21 protein-coding genes are annotated in these 23,838 nt (G+C 75.5%); 15 read left to right on the plus strand and 6 right to left on the minus strand.

What is annotated here, in order from left to right:
* The first annotated feature begins 93 nt into the window (after nt 1-93).
* From nirB to IEW03_RS12120, 4 genes are read left to right on the plus strand one after another with little or no spacing between them, the layout of a single operon-like run.
* On the plus strand, nt 94-2,745 hold the full coding sequence (gene nirB, locus IEW03_RS12105) for a nitrite reductase large subunit NirB (RefSeq protein WP_188523932.1): 2,652 nt from the start codon (nt 94-96) through the stop codon (nt 2,743-2,745).
* Nucleotides 2,742-3,149, plus strand: a complete 408-nt coding sequence (gene nirD / locus IEW03_RS12110; protein WP_188523933.1) for a nitrite reductase small subunit NirD — start codon at nt 2,742-2,744, stop codon at nt 3,147-3,149. Before nirB ends, nirD begins: the two co-directional genes overlap by 4 nt.
* Nucleotides 3,146-3,955 (plus strand): uroporphyrinogen-III C-methyltransferase, encoded by an 810-nt coding sequence (gene cobA, locus IEW03_RS12115; protein ID WP_188523934.1) that lies wholly within the window; start codon nt 3,146-3,148, stop codon nt 3,953-3,955. The genes nirD and cobA overlap by 4 nt, the downstream gene beginning before the upstream one ends.
* 28 nt (nt 3,956-3,983) lie before the next feature.
* Nucleotides 3,984-5,099 (plus strand): uroporphyrinogen-III synthase, encoded by a 1,116-nt coding sequence (locus IEW03_RS12120; RefSeq protein ID WP_188523995.1) that lies wholly within the window; start codon nt 3,984-3,986, stop codon nt 5,097-5,099.
* 31 nt (nt 5,100-5,130) lie between these two features.
* Here IEW03_RS12120 and IEW03_RS12125 read toward each other — a convergent pair whose 3' ends face one another.
* The 5 genes from IEW03_RS12125 to IEW03_RS12145 are packed head-to-tail and all read right to left on the minus strand — an operon-like array spanning nt 5,131 to nt 8,878.
* Complete coding sequence (locus IEW03_RS12125; RefSeq protein ID WP_188523935.1) at nt 5,131-6,186, minus strand: sulfate/molybdate ABC transporter ATP-binding protein; 1,056 nt, start codon at nt 6,184-6,186, stop codon at nt 5,131-5,133.
* A complete protein-coding gene (locus IEW03_RS12130; RefSeq protein WP_229737948.1) occupies nt 6,183-6,989 on the minus strand; it encodes an ABC transporter permease in 807 nt (268 codons plus the stop codon). Before IEW03_RS12130 ends, IEW03_RS12125 begins: the two co-directional genes overlap by 4 nt.
* Nucleotides 6,986-7,774, minus strand: coding sequence for a molybdate ABC transporter substrate-binding protein (modA, locus tag IEW03_RS12135; protein WP_188523936.1), 789 nt, complete (start codon nt 7,772-7,774; stop codon nt 6,986-6,988). The genes IEW03_RS12130 and modA overlap by 4 nt, the downstream gene beginning before the upstream one ends.
* The gene (locus tag IEW03_RS12140) at nt 7,771-8,178 is read right to left on the minus strand and encodes a TOBE domain-containing protein (protein ID WP_188523937.1); all 408 of its coding nucleotides are present in this window, start codon (nt 8,176-8,178) and stop codon (nt 7,771-7,773) included. The genes modA and IEW03_RS12140 overlap by 4 nt, the downstream gene beginning before the upstream one ends.
* 46 nt (nt 8,179-8,224) lie before the next feature.
* On the minus strand, nt 8,225-8,878 hold the full coding sequence (locus IEW03_RS12145) for a hypothetical protein (protein WP_188523938.1): 654 nt from the start codon (nt 8,876-8,878) through the stop codon (nt 8,225-8,227).
* A gap of 128 nt (nt 8,879-9,006) precedes the next feature.
* On the opposite strand from IEW03_RS12145, the gene IEW03_RS12150 reads away from it, so the two are divergent.
* The 7 genes from IEW03_RS12150 to mnmA all read left to right on the plus strand — a co-directional run bounded on the left by IEW03_RS12150 (nt 9,007) and on the right by mnmA (nt 17,543).
* A complete protein-coding gene (locus IEW03_RS12150) occupies nt 9,007-9,615 on the plus strand; it encodes a TetR/AcrR family transcriptional regulator (protein ID WP_229737949.1) in 609 nt (202 codons plus the stop codon).
* 27 nt (nt 9,616-9,642) lie between these two features.
* On the plus strand, nt 9,643-10,959 hold the full coding sequence (locus IEW03_RS12155) for a molybdopterin molybdotransferase MoeA (RefSeq protein WP_188523939.1): 1,317 nt from the start codon (nt 9,643-9,645) through the stop codon (nt 10,957-10,959).
* Nucleotides 10,956-11,492: a cyclic pyranopterin monophosphate synthase MoaC gene (gene moaC / locus IEW03_RS12160; RefSeq protein ID WP_188523940.1), complete on the plus strand. Its 537-nt coding sequence runs from the start codon at nt 10,956-10,958 to the stop codon at nt 11,490-11,492. Before IEW03_RS12155 ends, moaC begins: the two co-directional genes overlap by 4 nt.
* Nucleotides 11,489-12,583 (plus strand): molybdenum cofactor biosynthesis protein MoaE, encoded by a 1,095-nt coding sequence (locus IEW03_RS12165; RefSeq protein ID WP_188523941.1) that lies wholly within the window; start codon nt 11,489-11,491, stop codon nt 12,581-12,583. The genes moaC and IEW03_RS12165 overlap by 4 nt, the downstream gene beginning before the upstream one ends.
* A gap of 164 nt (nt 12,584-12,747) precedes the next feature.
* Entirely contained in the window at nt 12,748-14,997 is a 2,250-nt protein-coding gene (locus tag IEW03_RS12170; protein WP_188523942.1) for a PhoX family protein, read from the plus strand.
* Between the two features lie 108 nt (nt 14,998-15,105).
* Nucleotides 15,106-16,371 (plus strand): cysteine desulfurase family protein, encoded by a 1,266-nt coding sequence (locus IEW03_RS12175; protein ID WP_371870622.1) that lies wholly within the window; start codon nt 15,106-15,108, stop codon nt 16,369-16,371.
* Nucleotides 16,368-17,543: a tRNA 2-thiouridine(34) synthase MnmA gene (gene mnmA / locus IEW03_RS12180; RefSeq protein WP_188523944.1), complete on the plus strand. Its 1,176-nt coding sequence runs from the start codon at nt 16,368-16,370 to the stop codon at nt 17,541-17,543. Before IEW03_RS12175 ends, mnmA begins: the two co-directional genes overlap by 4 nt.
* An 18-nt stretch (nt 17,544-17,561) precedes the next feature.
* On the opposite strand, the gene IEW03_RS12185 is transcribed toward mnmA, so the two are convergent.
* Complete coding sequence (locus tag IEW03_RS12185; protein WP_188523945.1) at nt 17,562-18,029, minus strand: ester cyclase; 468 nt, start codon at nt 18,027-18,029, stop codon at nt 17,562-17,564.
* Nucleotides 18,030-18,148: 119 nt separating this feature from the next.
* Between IEW03_RS12185 and IEW03_RS12190 the strand changes: the two genes are divergently transcribed.
* The 4 genes from IEW03_RS12190 (at nt 18,149) to IEW03_RS12205 (ending at nt 23,759) form a co-directional block, all read left to right on the plus strand.
* On the plus strand, nt 18,149-19,228 hold the full coding sequence (locus IEW03_RS12190; RefSeq protein ID WP_188523946.1) for a uroporphyrinogen decarboxylase/cobalamine-independent methonine synthase family protein: 1,080 nt from the start codon (nt 18,149-18,151) through the stop codon (nt 19,226-19,228).
* 148 nt (nt 19,229-19,376) lie between these two features.
* The gene (locus tag IEW03_RS12195; RefSeq protein WP_188523947.1) at nt 19,377-20,165 is read left to right on the plus strand and encodes an HAD family hydrolase; all 789 of its coding nucleotides are present in this window, start codon (nt 19,377-19,379) and stop codon (nt 20,163-20,165) included.
* A complete protein-coding gene (locus tag IEW03_RS12200) occupies nt 20,162-22,639 on the plus strand; it encodes a glycoside hydrolase family 65 protein (protein WP_188523948.1) in 2,478 nt (825 codons plus the stop codon). Before IEW03_RS12195 ends, IEW03_RS12200 begins: the two co-directional genes overlap by 4 nt.
* 76 nt (nt 22,640-22,715) lie before the next feature.
* A complete protein-coding gene (locus IEW03_RS12205) occupies nt 22,716-23,759 on the plus strand; it encodes a LacI family DNA-binding transcriptional regulator (RefSeq protein ID WP_188523949.1) in 1,044 nt (347 codons plus the stop codon).
* The last annotated feature ends 79 nt before the right edge of the window (nt 23,760-23,838 follow it).

Here is a 23,838-nt window from a genome sequence, read left to right on the forward strand (position 1 = left end):
TCTCGCCTGAAGTGTTTCGGGCGTGAGGCAGATGTTCCCGGCAGGTAACCGGGGCCTGACGGCGGCGACACGGCGGCTTCGTAGCGTCGGGCCATGACGACAACGCAGGGCAGTGAGCAGCCCCCCGGCCCGCGGCCGGACGACCGGCGGCACGTGGTCGTCGTCGGCGGCGGCATGGTGGCGCAGCGCTTCGTCGAGGCGCTGCGCTCCCGGGACGACGCCGGCGCCTGGCGCGTCAGCGTCTTCGCCGAGGAGCCCCGCACGCCGTACGACCGCGTCGGACTCACCCGGTACTTCGAGGTGCGCGACGCCGAGGAGCTCACCCTGGGCGACCCGGCGCTGTGGGACGACCCGCTGGTGGAGCTGCACCGCGACTGCGCGATCACCGCGATCGACCGGGGGGCCCGCACCGTCACCGACCGGCTCGGCCGCGTGCACCCCTACGACGAGCTCGTGCTGGCCACCGGGTCCAGCGCCGCCGTCCCGCCCATTCCCGGTCACGACCTGCCGGGCGTGTTCGTCTACCGCACCATCGACGACGTCGCCGCGCTGCGCGGCTGGGTCGAGGCGAAGCGGGAGACCGGGCGCGTCACCACGCGCGGCGGCGTCGTCGAGCGGCCGGTGCGCGGCGCCGTCGTCGGCGGCGGGCTGCTCGGCCTGGAGGCCGCGGGCGCCCTCAAGGCGCTCGGGGCGCAGGCCACGGTGATCGAGTTCGGCTCGCACCTCATGGGCGTGCAGATCGACCTCGGCGGCGGGCACGCGCTGAAGCGGCTCATCAACGACAAGGGCATCGCGGTGCGTGCCGAGACCGCGACCAAGGAGCTCCGCCCGCACCGGCGCACCGGCCACGTGGGCCGGATGGACTTCGCCGACGGCGGCCGGCTCGACGTCGACGTCGTCGTCCTGGCCACGGGCGTGCGCCCGCGCGACGAGCTCGCCCGCGCGGCGGGCCTGGAGGTCGGCGAGCGCGGCGGCACCGTCGTCGACCTCACCTGCCGCACCGCCGACCCGCACGTCTGGGCGATCGGCGAGGTCGCCTGCATCGAGGGCCGCTGCCTCGGCCTCGTGGCTCCCGGCAACACCATGGCGGAGGTGGTGGTCGACCGGCTGCTCGGCGGCGGGGCGACCTTCCCCGGTGCGGACACGGCGACCAGGCTCAAGCTGTCGGGCGTCGACGTCGCGAGCTTCGGCGACGCGCACGGGCGCACCTCCGGCGCCGTCGAGATCGTCTGGGCCGACCCCGTCGCAGGGGTGTACAAGAAGCTCGTCATGGCCGACGACGCGCGCACCCTGCTCGGCGGCGTCTTCGTCGGCGACGCCGCGCCCTACGCGTCCCTGCGCCCGATGCTCGGGGCCGAGCTCCCCGGCGACCCGTCGGCGTTCCTGCTGCCCGAGGGCGGGGGCGCGCCGGCGCTCGAGCTGCCCGACGACGCCACCGTCTGCTCGTGCAACAACGTCTCGGCGGGCACGATCCGCGGCGCGGTCGACGAGCACGGGTGCACCGACGTCGCCGGGGTCAAGGCCTGCACCCGGGCCGGCACGACGTGCGGGGCGTGCCTGCCGCTGGTCACCAAGCTCACCCGGACCGAGCTGACCAAGGCGGGAGTCGAGGTCAGCAACGCCCTGTGCGAGCACTTCTCGCTCTCCCGTGCGCAGCTCTTCGACGCCGTGCGCGTGGCCGACCTGCACACGTTCAGCGAGATCATCGAGCGGTTCGGCACGGGGCGGGGCTGCGACGTCTGCAAGCCCGTCGTCGCGTCGATCCTCGCGAGCCTCGGCAACGGGCACATCCTCGCCGGCGAGCAGGCGGCGCTGCAGGACACCAACGACCACATGCTCGCCAACATGCAGAAGGACGGCACCTACTCCGTGGTGCCACGCATGCCGGGCGGCGAGGTGACGCCCGAGGGGCTGATCGTCGTCGGGCAGGTGGCGAAGGACTTCGGGCTCTACACGAAGATCACCGGCGGCCAGCGCATCGACATGTTTGGCGCCCGCGTCGAGCAGCTCCCGCAGATCTGGGAGCGGCTGGTGGCGGCGGGGTTCGAGTCCGGCCACGCGTACGGCAAGTCGCTGCGCACCGTGAAGTCGTGCGTCGGCTCCACCTGGTGCCGCTTCGGCGTGCAGGACTCCGTGGGCATGGCCGTGCGGCTCGAGCTGCGCTACCGGGGGCTGCGGTCGCCGCACAAGCTCAAGCTCGGGGTCTCGGGCTGCGCCCGCGAGTGCGCGGAGGCCCGCGGCAAGGACGTCGGGGTCATCGCCACGGACAAGGGGTGGAACGTCTACGTCGGCGGGAACGGCGGCCAGACGCCGCGGCACGCGCGGCTGCTGGCCGAGGACCTCGACGACGCGACGCTCCTGCGCACCATCGACCGCTTCCTCATGTACTACGTCCGCACGGCCGACCGGCTACAGCGCACGGCCCCGTGGCTCGACGACGTCTCCGGCGGACTCGAGGGCGTGCGCGCCGTCGTCATGGACGACTCCCTCGGCATCGGCGCCGACCTGGACGCCGCGATGGCGGCCCACGTCGACGGGTACGAGGACGAGTGGAAGGCCGTCCTGTCCGACCCTGACAAGCTCGCCCGGTTCGGGTCGTTCGTCAACGCCCCCACGACGCCCGACCCCGCTCTCGCGTACGTCCCCGAGCGCGGCCAGAAGCGGCCCGCCACCCCCGACGAGGTGGCCGGGGGACTTGCCGACCCCGTTCTCGTGTCCGGCCCGATCCTGGAGGTGCGCGCATGACCACCCTCGCCCCGCTCCCCGCCGACCCGTCCGTCGACGGGCCCGGCTGGACCGCCGTCTGCCCGCTCGACGCCCTGGCACCGGAGCGCGGCGCCGCGGCCCTCGTCACGGCGTCGGACGGCGAGGAGCTGCAGGTCGCGATCTTCCGGCTCGTCGACGGCACGGTGCACGCCGTCCAGCAGCTCGACCCGTACTCCGGCGCGAACGTCATGTCCCGCGGCATCGTCGGCACCCGCCGCGGCACCCCGACCGTCGCCGCACCCGTGTACAAGCAGGTGTTCGAGCTGGCCACCGGGCGCTGCCTCGACGCCGCCGGGAAGGAGCCCCGCGACGGGCTCGCGGCGGACCTGGCCGCGTTCCCCGTGGTCGTGACGGGCGGCGTGGTCCACGTGGGGCTCGGATGACCACCGCTCCGCCCGGCCCGAGACGGCCCGGCCGGGTGACGCTCGTCGGCGCCGGACCGGGGGCCGCCGACCTGCTCACCTACCGCGCGTGGCGGGCGATCACCACGGCGGACGTCGTCGTCACCGACCGGCTCGTCCCCACCGAGGTGCTCGACGACCTGGGCCCGGGCGTCGAGGTCGTCGACGTCGGCAAGACGCCCGGGCGGCACACGCTGCCGCAGCCGGAGATCGACGCGCTCCTCGTCGCCCGCGCGCTCGCGGGGCAGCACGTCGTGCGGCTCAAGGGCGGCGACCCGTTCGTCCTCGGCCGCGGCGGCGAGGAGGTCGCGGCGTGCCGCGCGGCGGGCGTGGCGGTGGAGGTCGTGCCGGGGGTCTCGTCGGCGCTCGCCGCTCCGGCGCTCGCCGGCATCCCCCTCACGCACCGCGGCACCACGACCGCCTTCCACGTCGTCACCGGCCACACCCGCGAGGGCGGCGCGGCCGGCCCCGTCCTCGACCCGGTCTCCGTCGCGTGCGTCACCTCCCGCGCGGCGACGCTCGTCGTGCTCATGGGGGTGGCGGCCCTGCCCGGCATCGTGGCCCGCCTGCTGGACGCCGGTGCCGCGCCCGGCACCCCCGTCGCTATCGTGGAGCGGGGTTCGCTGCCCGACCAGCGGGTCACGCGCACCGGGCTCGACCTCGCCGCCAAGCGTGCCGAGGAGGTCGGGGTCCGTGCGCCGGCCGTGGTCGTGATCGGCGACGTCGCCGACGAGGAGCTGCTGGAGGTCGCGCGTGACGCAGGAGCCGTGGGAGGGGCCGGTGGCTGAGGCCACCCGGCCCGCGCTGGGCCAGGTCATGGCCGGCTGCACCGTCCTGGTCACGGCCGACCGCCGGTCCGGCGAGCTCGCGGCGGCGCTCGAGCGCCGCGGGGCCACGATCCGGCACGCCCCCGCGCTGAGCATGGTGTCGCACGTGGACGACGACACGCTGATCGCCGCGACGCGCGCCCTGCTCGACGACGAGCCCGACGTCGTCGTCGTCACGACGGGCGTCGGGTTCCGCGCCTGGGTCGAGGCCGCCGACGCGCACGGCGTCGCGGACGACCTGCTCGCCGTGCTGGGCCGTGCGCGCCTGGTGGCGCGGGGGCCGAAGGCGCGGGGAGCGATCCAGGCGGCGGGCCTGCAGGCCGACTGGGTCGCGGAGTCGGAGACGTCCGCCGAGGTCGCGGAGGTCCTGCTCAGCGAGGGCGTGTCGGGGCTGCACGTCGCGATCCAGCACCACGGCGCGGGTGCCGACGGGCTCGACGGCGTCTTCGCGACGGCGGGCGCGCGGGTGTCGGCCCTCGTGGTCTACCGCTGGGGCCCGCCGCCCGACCCGGCCGCGGTCGAGGCCTCCGTGCGCGCCGCCGCCGCGGGGGAGATCGACGCGGTCGCGTTCACGTCCGCGCCGGGAGCCGAGGCGTGGATGCGCGCCGTCGAGGCGCAGGGGCTGCGGGACGCGGTCGTGGCGCGGTTCGCCGACGGGGAGATGGTGGCCGCCGCCGTCGGGCCGGTGACCGCGCGCCCCCTGGAGTCGCGCGGCGTGCCGACGCTGCAGCCCGAGCGCGGGCGCCTGGGGGCGCTGGTGCGCTCGCTGGTCGGCCACTACGACCACCTGGAGTCCGTGGCGCTCGCCACCGTCGCCGGGCCGCTCGTCATCCGCGCACGGGTCGCCGTCCTCGACTCGCAGGTGCTGCCGCTGTCGCCCACCGGTGTCGAGGTGCTGCGGCTGCTGGCCGCCGCGGGCGGCGACGTCGTGCCGCGCGAGCGGGTGCTCGACGTCCTGCCCGGCAGCTCCCGTGACCCGCACGCCGTCGAGGTCGCCGTCGCGCGGCTGCGCGAGGCCGCCGGTCGGCGTGACCTGGTCAAGACCGTCGTCAAACGCGGCTACCGGCTGGAGCTCGCGCATCCCACGATCCAGGCGAGTCGCTGACCTGCTGGCGGGCGTCCCGTCGCGCGCGTCGCTAGCCCGGGTAGACGTCGACCTCCGCGGCCTTGACCGACAGCCAGACCTTCGTGCCGGGGACGAGCGAGAGCTCGGCGGCCGCGCCGGGTGTGACGTCGGCGGCGAGGTGATCGGTGCGCACCCGGACAAGGTCGCCGTGCGGCTCCAAGGTCCGCACGGTGCCGCGGAACGTGTTGCGGGGCGACCCGTGCCGCTCCTCGAGATACACGGACACCGACGCCGGTCGGAAGACGGCCGTCATCGGTGCGCCGACGGCGAGGTCTGAGCCCGGGGCGTGCCCGTGCACGACCTCGCCGGCCTCGGTCGTCACTCCGTCGCCCGTCCACGACCCGGTGAGCAGGTTGAGCCCGGCGATCCGTGCCGCGAACGCGCTGCGGGGACGGCTCAGCACCCGCGCCGTCGGGCCGCGCTCGACGACGCGGCCCGCCTCGATGACGGCCACCTCGTCGGCCAGGAGGAGGGCGTCGAGGACGTCGTGCGTGGTGACGACCGCCGTCTGCCCGGCGAGCAGGTGCTGGAGCCGCTGGCGCAGCTCCGGTCTGACGTCCACGTCGAGGGCGGCCATGGGTTCGTCGAGCAGCAGCAGCCGGGGCTCGGCGGCGAGCGCCCGGGCGACGGCCACCCGCTGCGCCTGCCCGCCCGACAGCGTCGACGGCGCGCGGTCGGCCAGGTGCGCGAGGCCGACCTCCGCGAGGCGGCGGTCGGCCGCGGCGTCCGCCGCTCGCCGTCGGGCGCCCTGCGACCGCGGACCGAAGGCGACGTTCTGCCGCACCGACAGGTGGGGGAACAGCAGGGGCTCCTGCGCCAGCAGCGCGACCTGCCGGTCGTGGGGCGGCACCCAGGTGCGCGTGCGGCCGGCGTCGACGCGCACCAGCGGGCGGTCGTCGAGCGTGATCGCGCCGTCGTGCGGCCGCAGGGTGCCGGCGGCGAGGCCGAGCGCGGTCGACTTGCCGGCGCCGTTCGGGCCCAGGAGGGCGAGCGTGCGGCCCTCGGCGACGTCGAGCTCGACGTCGAACCCGCGGGCGGGGAGCGTGGCGGCGAAGGAGAGCGTCACAGCGGGCTCCGCGCGGGCCGGCCCTGCCGGGTCACGGCGATGACGAGCACGGCCACCACGACCAGCAGCAGGGACAGCGCGACCGCGGCGTCGGGGTCGGTCTCGCGCTGCAGGTAGATCTCCAGGGGCAGGGTGCGCGTGACGCCCTCCAGGCTGCCGGCGAACGTGATGGTCGCGCCGAACTCCCCGAGGGCACGCGCGAACGACAGCACCGTCCCCGACACCAGCCCCGGCCCCACGAGGGGGAGGGTGACGCGCCGCAGCACGGTCGTGGGGCGGGCCCCGAGCGACGCTGCCACGACGTCGTACCGGGAGCCCGCGGTGCGCAGCGCACCCTCGAGGGTCATCACGAGGAACGGCAGCGCGACGAACGTCTGCGCGAGCACGACCGCCGTCGTGGAGAACGCGACCTGCAGGCCCGCCACCTCCAGGGTCTCGCCGAGCAGGCCGCGGCGCCCGAACGTGTACAGCAGAGCGACGCCGCCCACCACGGGCGGCAGCACCAGCGGCACCATCACCAGCGAGCGCAGCAGGTCGATCCCGGGGAAGCGGCAGCGCGCGAGCACCAGCGCCATCGGGATCCCGAGCACGAGGCAGACGGCGGTGCTCGCCGCCGACGTCTGCAGGCTCAGGGCGAGGGCCGCCCGCGCCGAGGCGCTGGTGACCAGGGACCAGTAGCCCGACCAGTCGACCCGCGTCGCCATCGCGACCAGCGGCAGCACGACGAACAGGCCGCCCACCGCCGCCGGCACGAACGCCCACCGGGGCAGGCCGGCGCCGGCGTCCCCGGCCGGGGCCGTCACGGCGACGCGTCCGGTGCGGCGAAGCCGAAGCCGGCGAGGGTCTCCTGGCCCTCGTCGGAGAGCACGAGGTCGACGAACCGCTGCGCCAGGTCGGCCCGCGCGTCGCCGTCGTCGCCGACCGTGGCGATCGGGTAGGTGTTCACCGCGTCGGGCGGCCCGGGGAGGTCGATGCCCTCGACGTCGTCGCCCGCGGCGGCGACGTCGGTGACATAGACCAGCCCGGCGTCCGCCTCGCCCGCGACCACTTTGCCCAGCACGTCGGTGACGCTCTGCTCCTCGCTCACGGGGGCGAGGTCGAGGCCCGCGGCGTCCGCGACCTTCGTCGACGCCGCGCCGCACGGCACCTGCGGCGCGCACAGGACGAGCGCGACGTCGGGGGCGGCGAGGTCGTCGAGCGTCTCGACGCCGGCGGGGTTCCCGGGCGGGACGGCGATCTGGAGGGTGTTGGTCGCGAAGTCCGCCGGGGTCCCCACCAGCCCGTCGGCGACGAGCCGGGCCATGGTCGGGGTGTCGGCGGACGCGAAGACGTCGGCGGGGGCGCCCTGCTGGATCTGGGCCGCGAGGTCGGACGACCCGGCGAGGCTGAGCTCGACGGTGACGCCCTCGTGCTCGTCCTCGAACCGGTCGGCGAGCCGCTCGAACGCGCCCTGCAGCGACGCCGCCGCGAAGACGGTGAGCGTCGTGTCGTCGCCGTCCCTCGCGTCGGTCCCGCTGCAGCCGGCGAGGACCGCCACGGTCACCGCGAGCGGGCCGGCGAGGAGCCGCCCCCTGGACCGGACCCTCATGCGCCCGCCCGGTCCTCGGCCTCGATGACGACGTTCGTCGACTTGATGACCGCCACCGCGACGGAGCCGCGCTCGAGCCCGAGGTCGCGCACGGCCTCGCTGCTCATCAGGGACACCACCCGGAAGGGCCCGCACTGGAGCTCCACCTGCGCCATCACCGTGTCCACGGTGAGGTCGGTGACGAGCCCCACGAAGCGGTTGCGCGCGGAGCTCTTCATCCCGGGCGGCAGGCCCGGTGCGGTGGCGTGCTCGCGGGCCACCATCGCCACCTCGTACCCGTCGACGACCTTGCGGCCGGACGGGTCGGTGGTGGCCTGCAGCAGGCCGCGGTCGATCCAGCGCCGGACGGTGTCGTCGCTGACGCCGAGGTACACCGCGGCCTCGGAGATCCTCATGTGCGGCATGAGACGGAGCATAGCTCCGCATCTGCAGGAGCGGGCGGTCGGCGGCTCAGTTTCCCCCGGCGTCGAGCAGCCAGTGGTACTGCAGCCGGAACGCGCGCTCCATGCTCGCCAGGGCGGCGGCGACGCCGAGGGCGACGTTGAGCCACACGGGGAGGTGGACGGGCGAGGTGAAGGCGCCGATGCTCGCGGCCACCGGCGGGATCCGGGAGATCGGCTCGGCGACCTGCAGGAGGTTCAGGCCCAGCCCGGCCAGGAGCGCGACCACCGCGACCCGGCCGATCCAGAGGCTCAGGTTCGGGGAGGTGCGGTCGAGGCGGGCGCGTCGTCCCTCGGCCGACCTCGGGTCGGGCGTGAGCTGGTGCACCGTGCCCGCGTCCGTGACGTAGTGGCAGCGCTTGAGCCCGAAGGGGCTCTTCGCCACCTCGATGGCGCCGCCGGGCACCGGGAACGCGGCGGGCAGCTTCGACGTGGCGCGGTGGCGGCCGTCGAGGTACAGGCGGGCCCGGACCTCGCCGTCGTCCGCGTCGCCGCCGTGCCGGACGTCGACGGTGTACGTCCCCGGCCCGCCGTCGGCCGGGGGGAGGTGCAGGGACAGGAGCGAGCGGGTGCCGGTCTGCCACCAGCGGAACCGCTGCAGGGGGCGCCCGTCGCCGTCCTTCACGCGACGGGTCGCGCGGCGGCGCTGCCAGTCCTCGAGCATGCCTCGGCGTCCTCTCGGTCGGTCGGCGGGGAAGTGCTGACACAGTGTGTTACCGGCGCCGGCCACGCTAACACAGTGTGCTAGTACGGTGTGCTAGGACGCCGTGTACGGTGTCCCGGGAGGTCGATGTGGAGAACCGGAAGTCGGAGCAGCCCAGCACCCGGGACCGGATCCTCGTGGCGGCGGCCACGATGTTCTCGGAGGACCCGGGCGCGCGGCTGAGCGTGCGCGCGGTCGCGGCGAGGGCCGGGGTGAGCACCGGGTCCCTCAGGTACCACTTCCCGACGCAGCGCGCCCTGCTCGACACGATGCTCGCGACCCTCTACGGGCACGTGGCCCCGGACCACCGCATCCACGACCGGTCGGTGCCCGCCCGGGACCGGCTGGTCGAGTGCCTCCGGCAGGTCGTCGCGCTGGCCGGGGTCGGGCAGCGGTCGAGAGAGCTCTGGGGCGAGGTCTACCGCAAGTTCATCGAGCCCGAGCCGACCGAGGAGCTCCGCGCCGCGACCGCCGCCGTCCAGGTCCAGGGGCTGCGTCGCATCGAGTCGTGGCTCGCGGTCCTCACCGAGGAGGGCGCGCTCGCCGCGGGCGACAACTCCCGCCGGGCCAGGTTCCTGCAGACCGTCGTCGACGGGCTCACGCTCGAGCGGGCCATGCCGACGTCGGGCTCGCCCCTGCAGCACGAGACCGACGTGCTGTACACGGCCGTCGACTGCGTCCTGCGCCCGCCGGCCTGACCCGCCCGAGAACATAGGCTGGCGCCCGTGCATGACGACGTGACGCACCAGCGCCGGCCGGTGGCCGAGCACGCCGCCGCCGTCGCCGCGCTGGTGACGCCCGCGCTGGCCGCGGCGCGCGACCGTGGCGCCGAGCCGGCCGAGCCGGCCGAGGTCGCCGCGCTGCTCGCCGCCGCGGCGTCCGGTGCCGGCCTGGCGCCGCGCGTGCTGGCCCGCGACGCCGGGGCGGCCGTCGCGCTGCCGGGCTTCGACAACTCGCAGATGGACGGGTACGCGGTGCGCTCAGCCGACCTCGCCGGGGCCGCCCCCGGCGCGCCCGTGACGCTGCCCGTCGGTGCGCCCGTCCCCGCCGGCACGCAGCCGCCGCCGCTCGGGCCCGGCACCGCGGCCCCGGTGATGACCGGCGCTCCCGTGCCCGCAGGCGCCGACGCCGTCGTGAAGATCGAGGACGCCGACCCGCCGTCGTTCCCCGCACCGGGCACCGGCGCCGTCGTCCGGTTCGCCGCCCCCGTCGACGCGGGTACCTTCGTGCGCCGCCTCGGGTCGGACGTCGCCGCCGGGGCGCTGCTGCTCGCCGCGGGGACGCCGCTGGGCGGGCCGCAGCTCGGCGCGCTGGTCGCGGCGGGCGTCGTCGAGGTGCAGGTGGCCGCCCCGCCGCACGTGCTGCTGGTCTCCACCGGGTCGGAGCTCGTCCCCGCCGGGCAGCCGCTCGGCCCCGCCCAGGTGCACGACGCCAACGGCGCCGCCCTCACCGCCGCGCTGGCGCAGGCGGGCGCCCGCGTCACGACCCGGGTCGTGCCCGACGAGCCCGACGCCCTGCGCGGCGTGCTCGCCGGCATGCCGGACGACGTCGCGCTCGTCGTCACCACGGGGGGCGTCTCCGCGGGCGCCTACGAGGTGGTGCGCCAGACCCTGGGCGAGGGGCCGGACGCCGCGTGGTTCGGGCACGTCGCCGTCCAGCCGGGCGGTCCGCAGGGTCTCGGCACCGTCGCCCTCGGCGCGGACGGGCGGCGCGTGCCGCTCGTCGCGTTCCCCGGCAACCCCGTCAGCGCGTTCGTGTCGTTCGAGCTCTTCCTGCGCCCCCTGCTCGCCGCGGCGACCGGTGCCGTGCCGGCGCGGCGCCCCGCCGGCCGCGCGCCGCTCGCCGAGCCGCTCGACTCGCCGCCGGCCCTGCACCAGGTGCGCCGCGGCGCGCTCGACGACGCCGGCCGGGTGCGCATGACCGGCGGCCCGGGCTCGCACCTGCTCACCCACCTCGCCGCCGCGACGATCCTCGTCCACGTCCCGCCCGGCGTCGGCCGCCTCGAGCGCGGCGACACCGTCGACTACTGGGAGCTCCGATGACCGCACCGACCCCCGGGCCCGCGAGCCCCCGCCCCGCCGACCAGGGGCTGTCCCACTACCGCGCCGACGGCGCGGCGCACATGGTCGACGTGTCCGCCAAGGACGTCACGAAGCGCCAGGCCACGGCGAAGGGCGTGCTGCGCACGCGGGCCGACGTCGTCGCACGCATCGCCGCGGGCGACCTGCCCAAGGGCGAGGCCATCGCCACCGCCCGCATCGCCGGGATCATGGGCGCCAAGCGCACCCCCGACCTCGTGCCCCTGTGCCACCCGCTGCCGGTCTCCGGCGTCGACGTCGACGTCGTCCCCGCGGGTGACGACGCCGGCGCCGTCGAGATCACCGCGACCGTGCGCACCACCGGCCGCACCGGCGTCGAGATGGAGGCCCTCACCGCCGTCACCGTCGCCGGCCTGACCCTGTACGACATGATCAAGGCCGTCGACAACGCCGCCGTCCTCACCGACGTGCGGGTGGTCGCCAAGTCGGGCGGCAGGTCCGGCGACTGGAACCGGGACGGGGAGGGGGACGCGTGAGCACCCACGACGCGCACCACGACGGTCCCGGGGAGGCGGCCCCGCGCCGCGTCGCGGTCGTCGTCGCCTCCGACCGGGCGGCGGCGGGGGAGTACGAGGACCGCTCCGGCCCGGCCGCGGTCGGGTGGTTCGCCGCGCGCGGGTGGGCGACGTCCGCCCCCGTGGTCGTGCCGGACGGCGAGCCGGTGCGCGCGGCGCTCGCGGCGCTCCTGGTGGCGGGTCCCGACGTGCCGGACGTGATCGTCACCAGCGGCGGCACCGGGCTCGGGCCGCGCGACCGGACGCCGGAGGCCACGCGGGCCGTGCTCGACCGGGAGGTGCCGGGCGTCGCGGAGCTCGTCCGCGCCCGGTCGACCACCCCGACCGACCCCGCGAGGCCCGCCGTCCCCGCCGCCGCGCTGTCCCGTGGCGTCGCGGGCGTCGCGGGGCGCACGCTCGTGGTGAACCTGCCGGGGTCCGTGGGCGGGGTGCGCGACGGCCTCGACGCGCTGGCCGACGTGCTGCCGCACGCCGTCGACCAGCTGCGCGGCGGCGACCACCCGACGTCGTCCGATCCCACGGTGCCGCGCGGTAGTGCCTCCCGTGCTCCGGTAGGTCCCGCCGGGCACGACCGCAGCGCGGGAGGCACTACCACGGCGGACCCGACGGCGGACGTGCTGCGCGCCGACGTGGTCGACGCACCGCTCGGTCCGCTGCTCGCGGAGCTGAGCGCCCTGGTGCGCGACGACGCGTGCGGCGCGGTCGCGACGTTCACCGGGTACGTGCGCGACCACGACGACGGGCGCGGTGTGACCCGCCTGCACTACGAGGCCCATCCCGACGCGGCGACGGTGCTGCGCGAGGTGGCCGAGCGCGTGGCCCGGCGCACCGCCGAGGCGACGGGCGACCGGGTGCGCGCCGCCGTCGTGCACCGCACGGGCGACCTGGCGATCGGCGACGTCGCCGTCGTCGCGGCGGTCGCGGCCGGGCACCGGCAGGCGGCCTTCGCCGCCGCGTCCGACCTGGTCGAGGAGCTCAAGGCCGAGGTGCCGATCTGGAAGCAGCAGGACTTCGCCGACGGCACCAGCGAGTGGGTCGCGTCCCTGGGCTGATCGTCGGCCGCTCGTCCGCCGCTCGTCCGCTGCTCGCCTCGGAACCGGGCGAACCGGCAGGTCACCTGCTGTTCACCTGAGGGTCGGTGTCCGGACGACAGCGCGCCATGGCCGGTCCCTACGTTCGGGCACGTCACCCCCCGGATCACCCTCAGGAGTGCCCGATGACGATCGCCCCCGAGTCGCGCCCGCTGCTGGAGCTCGCGACTGGCCCGCACGACCCCCACTACGCCCGCGGCAAGCGCAGCGCGGTCACGTGCCGCCTCAAGTGCGCCGACGCGTGCTCCCACCCGGCACCCAACGAGTCCGCCAACGAGTACTTCCGCGACGTGGCGTCGCGCGCCCTGTCCCGGCGCGTCATGCTCGGCGGCCTGGCCGCCGCGGCCGCGACCGTCGTCGTCGGCGCCGAGGTCGCGGGCGCGCCCGGTGCGAGCGCCGCACCCGCCGCCGGCCGCGGCTGGGGCCACGGCAAGGGCCTCGCGTTCGGCGCGATCGCCCCGCAGGCCGCCGCGACGGACGCGTTCGTCGTGCCGGAGGGCTACGAGTGGTCGCCGATCATCCGCTGGGGCGACCCGATCCTCCCCGGCGGGCGGGCCTTCGACATCACCCGCCAGACGCCCGAGCAGCAGGCCAAGCAGTTCGGCTACAACGTCGACTACCTCGACATCCTCCCGGCGGACCCGGGCGACGTCCGCCCCCGCGGCAAGACGAAGCGGGGCCGGCGCGGGCTGCTCGTGAGCAACCACGAGTACACCAACGCCGGCATCATGTTCGACGACTCGTACGACGCCGCCACCCGACGCGCCATCGAGCGGGCCGCGTGGGGCCTGTCCGTGGTCGAGGTGACCCGCGACCGCGAGGGCACGCCGTGGACGTACTCGCGCCTGAGCCGGTTCAACCGCCGCATCACCGTGGACACGGAGTTCCACGTCGACGGCCCGGCGGCCGGCTCGTACCTCATGCGGACGGTCGAGGACCCGACGGGCACGCGGGTGCGCGGCACGCTCAACAACTGCGCGGGCGGCACCACCCCCTGGGGCACCGTCGTCTCCGGCGAGGAGAACTACAACGCCAACTTCCGCGTGAGCGGCAAGGACCCGCGCGACGCCCGCTACGGCCTGCAGAACAAGGCCACGAGCTACGGCTGGGAGCTCGACGACCCGCGCTTCGACGGCAACAACCCGGGGTACGAGTACGAGAACCACCGCTTCGGCTGGATCGTCGAGGTCGACCCGTACGAGCCCGACGAGGCGCCGGTCAAGCACACCGCGCTCGGGCGGTTCAAGCACGAGGGCGCCAACGTGATCCTGTCGAAGCGCGGGCACGCGGTCGCGTACATGGGCGACGACGAGCGCTTCGACTACGTGTACAAGTTCGTCTCCGCCGAGCGCATGCGGCCCGGCAACAGCCGGTGGGCGCGCCGGCACAACAAGACGCTGCTGTCCTCCGGCGACCTGTACGTGGCGCGCTTCACCGGCGACTCGCCGGCGTCGGAGATCGACGGCAGCGGGGCCGTGCCGTCGGACGGCGGGTTCGACGGCACGGGCGAGTGGATCGCGCTCGTGAAGGACGGCGAGTCGCAGGTGGACGGGATGACCCTCGAGGAGGTGCTCGTCTTCACCCGGCTCGCGGCGGACGCCGTCGGCGCCACGAAGATGGACCGCCCCGAGGACGTCGAGCCCCACCCGCTCACCGGCCGCGTCTACGTGGCGTGCACCAACAACTCCGACCGCGGCAAGGAGGGCAAGGAGGGGGCGACCGAGCCCAACCCGCGCAACAGCAACCGCGACGGGCACGTCGTCGAGATCATCGAGGACGGCGGCGACCAGACGGCGACCACGTTCACCTGGAACCTGCTGCTCGTCGCCGGCGACCCGTCGGTGAACGACTCGACGTACTTCTCCGGCTTCCCCGCCGACAAGGTCTCGCCGATCTCCTGCCCGGACAACCTGGCGTTCGACGCCGACGGCAACCTGTGGATCTCGACGGACGGCCAGCCGTCGACCATCCAGAAGTGCGACGGCCTGTTCAAGGTGACCCTGGACGGGCCCCGGCGCGGGAACGTCGAGCAGTTCCTGTCCGTGCCGCGCGACGCCGAGACGTGCGGGCCGGTCATCGACTCGCGCGACGCGATGGTCTACGTCAACGTGCAGCACCCGGGCGAGGACGGCACCTTCGCCGCCCAGAACTCGTTCTTCCCGGACTACCTCGACGAGGGTGAGCGCGCGCCGGCCGGCGCGTGGCGCGGTCCCCGCCCGTCGACGATCCAGGTGTACCGCGAGGGCGCCGGTCAGCGCCCGGGCCACGGCCCCGGCAAGGGGCAGGGCAACGGCCAGGGGAACGGCAGGGGCAACGGCAAGGGCAACGGCGGGTTCGACGGGCCCGGCCCGTTCCCGTGGCCCCGCAGCCGGTGACCTGACCTGCTGCGGCGACGTGCGTGCTGACATGATCCTGAAGCTGCGCGCTCGAGGATCATGTCAGCACGCACGTCTGGCGTCCGGGAGTTCGTAGACTGGGTCATCGTGACCACCCCCTCGCCGGCCCCGGACGCCGGGGCCGAGGTGCCCGAGGGCGCCTACCTCGACCACGCCGCCACGACGCCCATGTCGCCGGCGGCGCTGGCGGCGTTCGTCGCCGAGGCCGGGCGCCCGGGCAACGCGTCGTCGCTGCACTCCGCGGGCCGGTCGGCGCGGCGCACCGTCGAGGAGTCGCGCGAGTCGGTGGCCGCCGCCCTGGGCGCCCGCCCGAGCGAGGTGATCTTCACCGCCGGCGGCACGGAGGCCGACAACCTCGCGATCAAGGGCATCTTCTGGGGCCGACGGCGCACGGACGCGCGCCGCACGCGGGTGCTGGTCTCGGCGGTGGAGCACCACGCGGTGCTCGACCCCGCCTTCTGGCTCGCCGGCCACGCGGGGGCGGAGATCACGCTGCTGCCCGTCGACGGCGACGGCCGGCTCGACCTGGCCGCGCTGCGCGCGGAGCTGGCGGCGCACGCCGACGAGGTCGCCCTCGTGTCCGTGATGTGGGCGAACAACGAGGTCGGCACGGTGCAGCCGGTGCGCGACGTCGTGCGCCTCGCCCACCAGCACGGCATCCCCGTGCACACCGACGCCGTGCAGGCGGTCGGTCAGGTCGAGGTCGACTTCGCGGCCTCCGGCGTGGACGCGATGACGGTCACGGGCCACAAGGTCGGCGGCCCGGTGGGGGTGGGCGCGCTGCTCGCGCGCCGCGACCTGCCGATCGAGGCCGTGCTGCACGGCGGCGGGCAGGAGCGGGGCGTGCGCTCCGGCACCCTCGACATGCCCGCGATCCGCGCCTTCGCCGTCGCCCTGGCGGAGGCCGTCGCGTCGCATCCGCAGCGGGCGGCACAGCTGGCCGCGCTGCGCGACGCCCTGGTCGCCGGCGTCCGCAGGGTCGCCCCCGAGGCGGTGCTGCGCGGCCCGGACCCGAGCCGGTTCGTCGACGGCGTGCCCGCCCGCCTGCCCGCCAACGCCCACTTCACGTTCCCGGGCGCGGAGGGCGACTCGCTGCTGTACCTGCTGGACTCGGCCGGCGTGCAGGCGTCGACCGGGTCGGCGTGCCAGGCGGGCGTCCCGCAGCCCTCGCACGTGCTGCTCGCGATGGGCGTGCCGGAGGCCGACGCCCGCGGCGCGCTGCGCTTCTCCCTGGGCACCACGTCGCAGGCCGCGGACGTCGACCGGCTGGTCGCCGCGCTGCCGCAGGTCGTCGATCGAGCACGCGCCGCCGGCCTCGTCTCGGGCCGCGCGCTCACCGGGGGTGTCGGATGAGGGTGCTGGCCGCCATGTCCGGCGGGGTGGACTCCGCCGTCGCCGCCGCGCTCGCCGTCGAGGCCGGGCACGACGTCGTCGGCGTGCACATGGCCCTGTCCCGCAACCGCGACCAGTTCCGCACGGGCTCGCGCGGCTGCTGCTCGATCGAGGACGCCGGGGACGCGCGCCGCGCGGCCGACGTCCTCGGCATCCCGTACTACGTGTGGGACCTCTCGGAGCGGTTCGAGGAGACGGTCGTCGCGGACTTCCTGTCCGAGTACGAGGCCGGTCGCACCCCCAACCCGTGCGTGCGCTGTAACGAGCACATCAAGTTCGAGGCCCTGCTGGACAAGGCCACCGCGCTCGGGTTCGACGCCGTCGCCACGGGCCACTACGCCCGGGTCGTCACGCGCGCCGCCTCCGCGGGCCCAGACGGCGCCGACGGCACGGCGACCCGCGAGCTGCACCGGTCGCCGAACACGGAGAAGGACCAGTCGTACGTGCTGGCGGTGATGGGCCCGGACCGCCTCGCGCGGGCGATGTTCCCCCTGGGGGGCTTCGCGTCCAAGGCGGAGGTCCGCGCGGAGGCCGAGCGCCGCGGGCTGTCGGTGAGCGCCAAGCCCGACTCCTACGACATCTGCTTCGTCGCCGACGGCGACACCCGCGGCTTCCTGCGCGACCGGCTCGGCAGCCGTCCCGGCGAGGTGCGCGACGTCGAGGGCAACGTCGTCGGCGAGCACGACGGCGCCTACGCGTACACCGTCGGGCAGCGCAAGGGGCTCGGCCTCGGCCGGCCGGCGGCGGACGGTCGTGCGCGGTACGTCGTGGACGTGCAGACCTCCACCAACACCGTCGTCGTCGGCCCCGCCGAGCTCCTCAGCGTCGACCGCATCGCCGGCGAGGACGCGGTCTGGTTCGAGCGCCCCGGCCCCGAGCCGGCCGGGTCGGGCGCGTGGCACGACGCCGAGCTGCAGATCCGTGCCCACGGCGCGCCGGTCCCCGTGCAGGTGCGCGCCACGGCGGGCACCCCGGCGCGCGACGGCTCGGTGTCGGGCGACGGCGTCCCCGGGCTGGAGCTGCGCCTGGTGGGCACGCCCCTGCGCGGCGTCGCGGCGGGGCAGTCGGCCGTCGTCTACCGCGGCACCCAGGTGCTCGGGCAGGCGACCGTGACCGACGCGTGGCGGGGGTGAGCGTGGGCTGAGCCCGCCTCAGGGTCGCGGGCCGTCGGCGCGCAGCTCGCGCTCCAGCCACGCCTCGTCGCGCACCACCCAGTGCTCGGCCTCGAGGCCGTCCTGCACGCGGACCATGTGCATCTCGCGCACGGTGAACCGGCGCCTCGTCGGCGGCAGCCCGCGGAAGAACCCGACGTGCCGGCCGCTGAACGCCACGTGCAGCGCGACGAGGTCGCCGTCGGCCACGAGCTGCAGGACCTCGACCCGCTGGTCGCCGAACGCGTCGTGGAACCAGTGCATCGTCGCGGCGAGGGCCTCGGGGCCGCCGGAGCAGCCGGGCAGCACGTCGTGGTTGCGGAACCCTGGCGCGAGGCACCGTCGCAGCACGCTCTCGGTGCCGGCCGGCATGGCGTTGGTGTGGACTCTCAGGGCCACGGCCGTGGCGCTGGGGGCGGGGGGCGCCGGCTCGGCGGCCCGCGGCACGGGGGCGATGGTCATGGTCATGTCACTGACTCCTTCGCCGGCCGGATACCGTGCTCTCGTAGGTGGAGAGCGGTGCCGCGTCACGTCGTGACGCGGGCGACGAGGTGAAGTCCGACACGAGCAGGAGGCGACGACGCGAGATGGCGGACCCAAGGACGGCGGTCTCGGGGCACGGCGCATGGCCCGGCGGCGAGCCGGACGTGCTCGACGCGCAGCTCACCGTGCTGGACGACCTGGCCGCGCTGCCGTCGGGCGCGGCACCGGTGCCGTTCCTGGTGCAGCTGGCCGGCCGCGGTCCGGGGGCCGACGCCGTGGGCCGCACGTCGGCGCTGCTCGCCGAGCTGCCCGTCGAGCTCGGCCCGCACGGCTGGAAGCTCACGGACGCGGGCGGGACGGACGAGCGCCGCGCCCTCGCCCTGCTGCGCGAGGACCTCGGGGCGCTCGCCGTGGCGGCCCACGGCTACGTGGGGCCGCTGGCGGTGGAGGTCGTGGGGCCGTGGACGCTCGCCGCGCAGCTCTGGTCGGCCCGCGGCGACCGGGTGCTCGCCGACGTCGGTGCGCGCGCCGACCTGTTCCTCGCGCTCGCCGAGGCCGTCCGGGCGCACGTCGCGGACGTCCGCGCCCAGGTGCCGGGGGCCGAGGTCGTGGTCCAGCTCGCCGAGCCGCTGCTCGGGCAGGTGCACGCGGGCGTGCTGCCGAGCTTCTCCGGCTTCTCCCGGCTGCGGCCCGTGGCCGGCCCGGACGTGATCGACGGGCTGAGCCCGGTCGTCGACGCCGCGCACGACGCCGGGGCGACGGTGGTCGTCCACCTCGGCGCGACGTGGGTCGGCGTGCCGCCCGTGGCGCTGGCCGGCGCGGACGCGGTCGGCCTCGACCTCGCCGCCCTGGGCACGGGCGGGTGGAACGAGCGGGCCTGGGAGCTCGTGGCCCGGGCTACCGAGCGCGGCATGCCGCTGTGGGCCGGCCTGCCGCCGGCCCGGGTGTCGCAGTGCGCCGGCCCGGCGCTCGGCGAGCTCGCCGACCAGCTGACCGTGCCGTGGCGGCGCGTCGGGCTCCCGGTCGCCGGGCTGACGGACGTCACGCTGCTCGGGGCGGGCACCGCGTCCGGGGCGTCGGGGCCCGGCGGCCCCGGGGTGGCCGGCACGCCGGACGAGCACCGGGCGCTGCTGGCCAACCTGGGCCGCGTGGCCGACGTCGTGACCGAGCGCGCCCACGCCTGAGCGGCCGCCCGGCGCCCCGCGCGGACACGCCACGTCGCCGGTGGGCTTCGCGGCGGCCGGGCCCGTGCGTAGGCTGAACCACGGGCGTCGTCGCCCAGCCGGGCCGCACGGTTCCGGTCGCCCCGCTCCCGACCAGCGAAGGAACCTCGTGACCAGGCTGCGAGCCGTGCTTTTCGACCTCGACGGTGTCCTCACTCCTACGGCCGAGCTGCACATGCGCGCGTGGGAGCGGCTCTTCGCCCCGTACTGCGACGCGCGCGGGCTGGCGCCGTACACGGCCGCGGACTACTTCGCCCACATCGACGGCAAGCCGCGGTACGACGGCGTGGCGACGTTCCTCGCCTCGCGCGGGGTCGAGCTGCCGCGCGGCACGTCCGACGACGAGCCGGGCGAGGACACGGTGTGCGCCCTGGGCAACCGCAAGGACGCCATCGTCAACGACCTCTTCGTCACCGAGGGCGTCGCGCCCTACCCGGGCTCCGTGCGCTTCCTCGACGCCGTGACGGCGGCCGGGGCGCACGTCGCGGTGGTCTCGTCGTCGCGCAACACCCCGGCGGTGCTCGCGTCCTCGGGCCTGGCCGACCGGTTCGAGGTGGTCGTCGACGGCAACGTGGCGGCCGCCGAGCACCTGCCCGGCAAGCCCGCGCCCGACACCTACCTGCGGGCCGCGGAGCTCCTGGGCGTCCCGGCGGCGCAGGCCGTGGTGGTCGAGGACGCGCTGTCGGGCGTGCAGGCCGGGGCGGCCGGGTCGTTCGGGCTGGTGCTCGGCGTCGACCGCGGGGTGGGGGCCGACGCGCTGCGCGCGCACGGGGCCGGGCTCGTGGTGTCCGACCTCGGGGAGCTGGACGCGACGGTCCTCGGCACGGACGACACGGGCACGGACGACACGGGCACGGACGACACGGGCACGCACGGCCACGAGGGAGCGAACGCATGAGCCACCCCACCGCCGACGAGCAGCGCACGGTCGACCGCACGCGCTTCCCCGCCGAGCCGTGGCGGCTGGTGGAGTCGACGTTCTCCACCGAGGACCTCGGCGTGGCGGAGACGCTCTTCGCGGTGGCGAACGGCTACCTCGGGATGCGGGGCAACGTGGAGGAGGGGCGCGAGTCCCACTCCCACGGCACGTTCGTCAACGGCTTCCACGAGACGTGGCCCATCCGGCACGCGGAGAACGCGTACGGGTTCGCGAAGGTCGGCCAGACCATCGTCAACGTCCCGGACACGAAGGTGATCCGGCTGTACGTGGACGACGAGCCGCTGCTGCTCCCGGTCGCCGACCTGCCGTCGTACGAGCGCGCGCTGGACCTGCGCGACGGCGTCCTGCGCCGCGACCTGCTGTGGCGCACGCCGTCCGGCAAGCGGGTGCGGGTGCGGACCGAGCGGATGGTCTCGCTCGCGGAGCGCCACCTCGCGGTGATGACGCTCGAGGTGACGCTGCTCGACGACGACGCCCCGGTGGCGATCTCGTCGCAGATCCTCAACCGGCAGGACGGGCAGGACGAGTACCACGTGCCGGCAGCCTCGCTGGGCGAGGGTTTCGACCCGCGCCGGACCGAGCAGTTCGAGGAGCGCGTGCTGCAGCCGCGCACGCAGTGGGGCGACGACGAGCGCCTGGTGCTCGCCTACCGCTGCACCAACTCCGGCATGACGCTCGCGGTGGCGGCGGACCACCACCTCACCACGAACGACGAGTGGGACGTGCGGACCCAGGTGGACGCCGACCTCGCCAAGCACGTGTTCCGCATCGACGCGCACGCGGGCGAGCCGATCCGGCTGACGAAGACCGTGAGCTACCACACGTCGCGCGGCGTGCCGACGCGCGAGCTCGTCGACCGGTGCCGCCGGACGCTCGACCGGGTGCGCGTGAGCGGCATCGAGCACGAGATGACGCGCCAGCGCGAGTGGCTCGACGACTTCTGGGAGCGCTCGGACGTCGAGATCGCCGGCCAGCCCGAGGTGCAGCAGGCGGTGCGCTGGAACCTCTTCCAGCTCGCGCAGGCGACCACGCGCGCGGAGGGCGCGGGGGTGCCGGCGAAGGGGCTCACCGGCAGCGGCTACTCGGGGCACTACTTCTGGGACACGGAGATCTACGTCCTGCCGTTCCTCACCTACACGAGCCCCCGGTACGCCCGCAACGCGCTGCGGTTCCGCTACCAGATGCTCGACGCGGCGCGGCGGCGCGCCAAGGAGCTCTCGCAGCGGGGCGCGCTGTTCCCGTGGCGCACGATCAACGGCGAGGAGGCGTCTGCGTACTACGCGGCCGGCACGGCGCAGTACCACATCGACGCCGACATCAGCTATGCGCTGGTCCAGTACATCCGGGCGACGAACGACCGGGACTTCCTGCGCCGGGAGGGCGTGGACATCCTGGTCGAGACGGCGCGCATGTGGGAGGACCTGGGGTTCTGGCGCGCCAACGGCGACGACAACTTCCACATCCACGGGGTCACCGGCCCGGACGAGTACACGACGGTCGTCAACGACAACCTGTTCACGAACGTCATGGCCCGGTTCAACCTGCGCGCCGCCGCGTACGTCGTCGAGCGGATGCGTGACGACCACCCGGAGGACTACGCGGCCCTCGTCGAGCGGCTCGGCCTGCTCTCGCACGAGGTGACGGCGTGGCTCCACGCGGCCGACCACATGGCGATCCCGTACGCCGAGAACATCGGCATCCACCCGCAGGACTCGCACTTCTTCGAGCGGGAGATCTGGGACCTCGCGGCGACCCCGCCGGACAAGCGGCCGCTGCTGCTGCACTACCACCCGCTGGTCATCTACCGGTACCAGGTGATCAAGCAGGCGGACGTCGTGCTGGCGCTGTTCCTGCAGGGCAAGCACTTCACGCCGGAGCAGAAGCGGGCCGACTTCGAGTACTACGACCCGCTGACCACGGGCGACTCGACGCTGTCCGGCGTGGTGCAGTCGATCGTCGCCGCGGAGGTGGGCTACCACGAGCTGGCGCTCGAGTACTTCACCTCGTCCCTCTTCGTGGACCTCGCCAACCTGCACGACAACGCGGCCGACGGCGTGCACGTCGCGTCGGCCGGCGGCACGTGGGGCGCCCTCGTGTACGGGTTCGGCGGCATGCGCGACTACGACGGCGTCCTGACCTTCGACCCGCGCCTGCCCGAGGAGTGGGACGCCCTGACGTTCCGCATCACCTGGCAGGGCTCGCGGCTGCGCGTCACCGTCACCGCGGACGCGCTCGAGCTGGTGGCGGAGACGGGCGACGGGGCGAAGGTCACGGTGCGCGGCGAGGAGGTCGTCGTCGTGCCGGGGGAGGCCGCCCGCGTCGCGCTCGACGGCCAGGGCGCCCGGTTCGCGGGTCGCCCGGGGCTGCGCGCGCTGGCCGGCAACCGCCGGGAGGACGGCACGCTCATCACCGCGAAGGTGCCGCACTCCTGACCCTGGGCCCGCGGGTCCGGGCGACCGGTCGCGGCGCACCCCTTGCCCCGCGCCGGATCCGCCGCTACGGTCGTCGATGCGCATCGATGACGAGAGCAGCGGGGACGTGACCGACGTGGCGAAGGTGCCGACGAGTGCCGACGTGGCCCGCGAGGCGGGCGTGTCGCAGAGCACCGTCTCCTACGTGATGAGCGGCAAGCGGCCGATCTCCTCCACGACGCGGCGGCGTGTCGAGGAGGCCATCGCGCGCCTCACCTACGAGCCGCACGCCGGTGCGCGGGCGCTGGCCGGGCACCGCACGTCCACCATCGCGATCGTCATGCCGCTGCGCCCGACCTCCAGCGCCCAGCGCCTCATGACGTTCGTCGAGGAGATCACCCTGGCGGCGCGCGAGCGCGACTACGACGTCCTCCTCGTGACCGCCGACGAGGGCCCGGCCGGGCTGCGCCGGGTCGTGGGCCGGTCGCTGTGCGACGCGGTGGTGGTCATGGAGGTCGGGACCACGGACGAGCGCGTCACGATCGCCCGCGAGGTCCGGGCTCCGGTCGTCGTGGTCGGCATCCCGGAGGACGGCGACGGGGTCGACTGCCTCGACTTCGACTTCGCGGGGGCGGGCCGGCTCCTCGTCGAGGAGCTCGCGGACCTCGGCCACCGCGCGGTCGACGTCGTCGGCTGGGACCCGGACGTCGTGGCCGACGGCTACAACTACGTCCCCCGCTTCACGCGCGGCGCCACGAGCGCCGCCGAGGACCGCGGGGTGGAGCTGCGGTGGCACCTGCCCGCGGACGCGCCGGGCCTGCGCACGACCCTCGAGCAGGTCTGCGCCCCGCGGCCGGAGCCGCACGGCCTGCTGCTCGTCAGGGCGTTCCCCGAGGTCCTGCGGTCCCTGTCCGAGCACGGGCTGCGGCCGGGCCGGGACGTCGACGTGGTCGCGCTCGCCAGCGACACCGAGGCGCAGGCGCACGACCTCACGGCCACGGCCACCCGCCCGCGCGAGGTCTCGCGGCGGGTGACGGCCCGGCTCTTCGCCCTGATCGACGGCGACGCCGTGCCCGGGAGGGCGGCGGCCGAGACCGTGCCGGCCGAGCTCGTCCGCCGCGGCTCGACGCGACGCCCTTGACCCGATGCCCTCGACCCGCCCTCGACCCGCCACCGGCGCGCCCTGATGCCTGACACACGCACCTGAACCGACGACGACG

It is taken from the genome of Isoptericola cucumis (genome assembly GCF_014635665.1).
GTDB classification, from domain to species: domain Bacteria; phylum Actinomycetota; class Actinomycetes; order Actinomycetales; family Cellulomonadaceae; genus Isoptericola; species Isoptericola cucumis.

What these genes read in the sequence shown, in the direction of transcription:
- IEW03_RS12140 (WP_188523937.1), bottom strand. Translation starts at nt 8,178, where the DNA reads ATGCCGCACATGAGGATCTCCGAGGCCGCGGTGTACCTCGGCGTCAGC.
- IEW03_RS12190 (WP_188523946.1), top strand. Translation starts at nt 18,149, where the DNA reads ATGGCGGACCCAAGGACGGCGGTCTCGGGGCACGGCGCATGGCCCGGC.
- mnmA (WP_188523944.1), top strand. Translation starts at nt 16,368, where the DNA reads ATGAGGGTGCTGGCCGCCATGTCCGGCGGGGTGGACTCCGCCGTCGCC.
- nirB (WP_188523932.1), top strand. Translation starts at nt 94, where the DNA reads ATGACGACAACGCAGGGCAGTGAGCAGCCCCCCGGCCCGCGGCCGGAC.
- moaC (WP_188523940.1), top strand. Translation starts at nt 10,956, where the DNA reads ATGACCGCACCGACCCCCGGGCCCGCGAGCCCCCGCCCCGCCGACCAG.
- IEW03_RS12200 (WP_188523948.1), top strand. Translation starts at nt 20,162, where the DNA reads ATGAGCCACCCCACCGCCGACGAGCAGCGCACGGTCGACCGCACGCGC.
- IEW03_RS12145 (WP_188523938.1), bottom strand. Translation starts at nt 8,878, where the DNA reads ATGCTCGAGGACTGGCAGCGCCGCCGCGCGACCCGTCGCGTGAAGGAC.
- IEW03_RS12170 (WP_188523942.1), top strand. Translation starts at nt 12,748, where the DNA reads ATGACGATCGCCCCCGAGTCGCGCCCGCTGCTGGAGCTCGCGACTGGC.
- nirD (WP_188523933.1), top strand. Translation starts at nt 2,742, where the DNA reads ATGACCACCCTCGCCCCGCTCCCCGCCGACCCGTCCGTCGACGGGCCC.
- IEW03_RS12120 (WP_188523995.1), top strand. Translation starts at nt 3,984, where the DNA reads ATGGCCGGCTGCACCGTCCTGGTCACGGCCGACCGCCGGTCCGGCGAG.
- cobA (WP_188523934.1), top strand. Translation starts at nt 3,146, where the DNA reads ATGACCACCGCTCCGCCCGGCCCGAGACGGCCCGGCCGGGTGACGCTC.
- IEW03_RS12205 (WP_188523949.1), top strand. Translation starts at nt 22,716, where the DNA reads ATGCGCATCGATGACGAGAGCAGCGGGGACGTGACCGACGTGGCGAAG.
- IEW03_RS12185 (WP_188523945.1), bottom strand. Translation starts at nt 18,029, where the DNA reads ATGACCATGACCATCGCCCCCGTGCCGCGGGCCGCCGAGCCGGCGCCC.
- modA (WP_188523936.1), bottom strand. Translation starts at nt 7,774, where the DNA reads ATGAGGGTCCGGTCCAGGGGGCGGCTCCTCGCCGGCCCGCTCGCGGTG.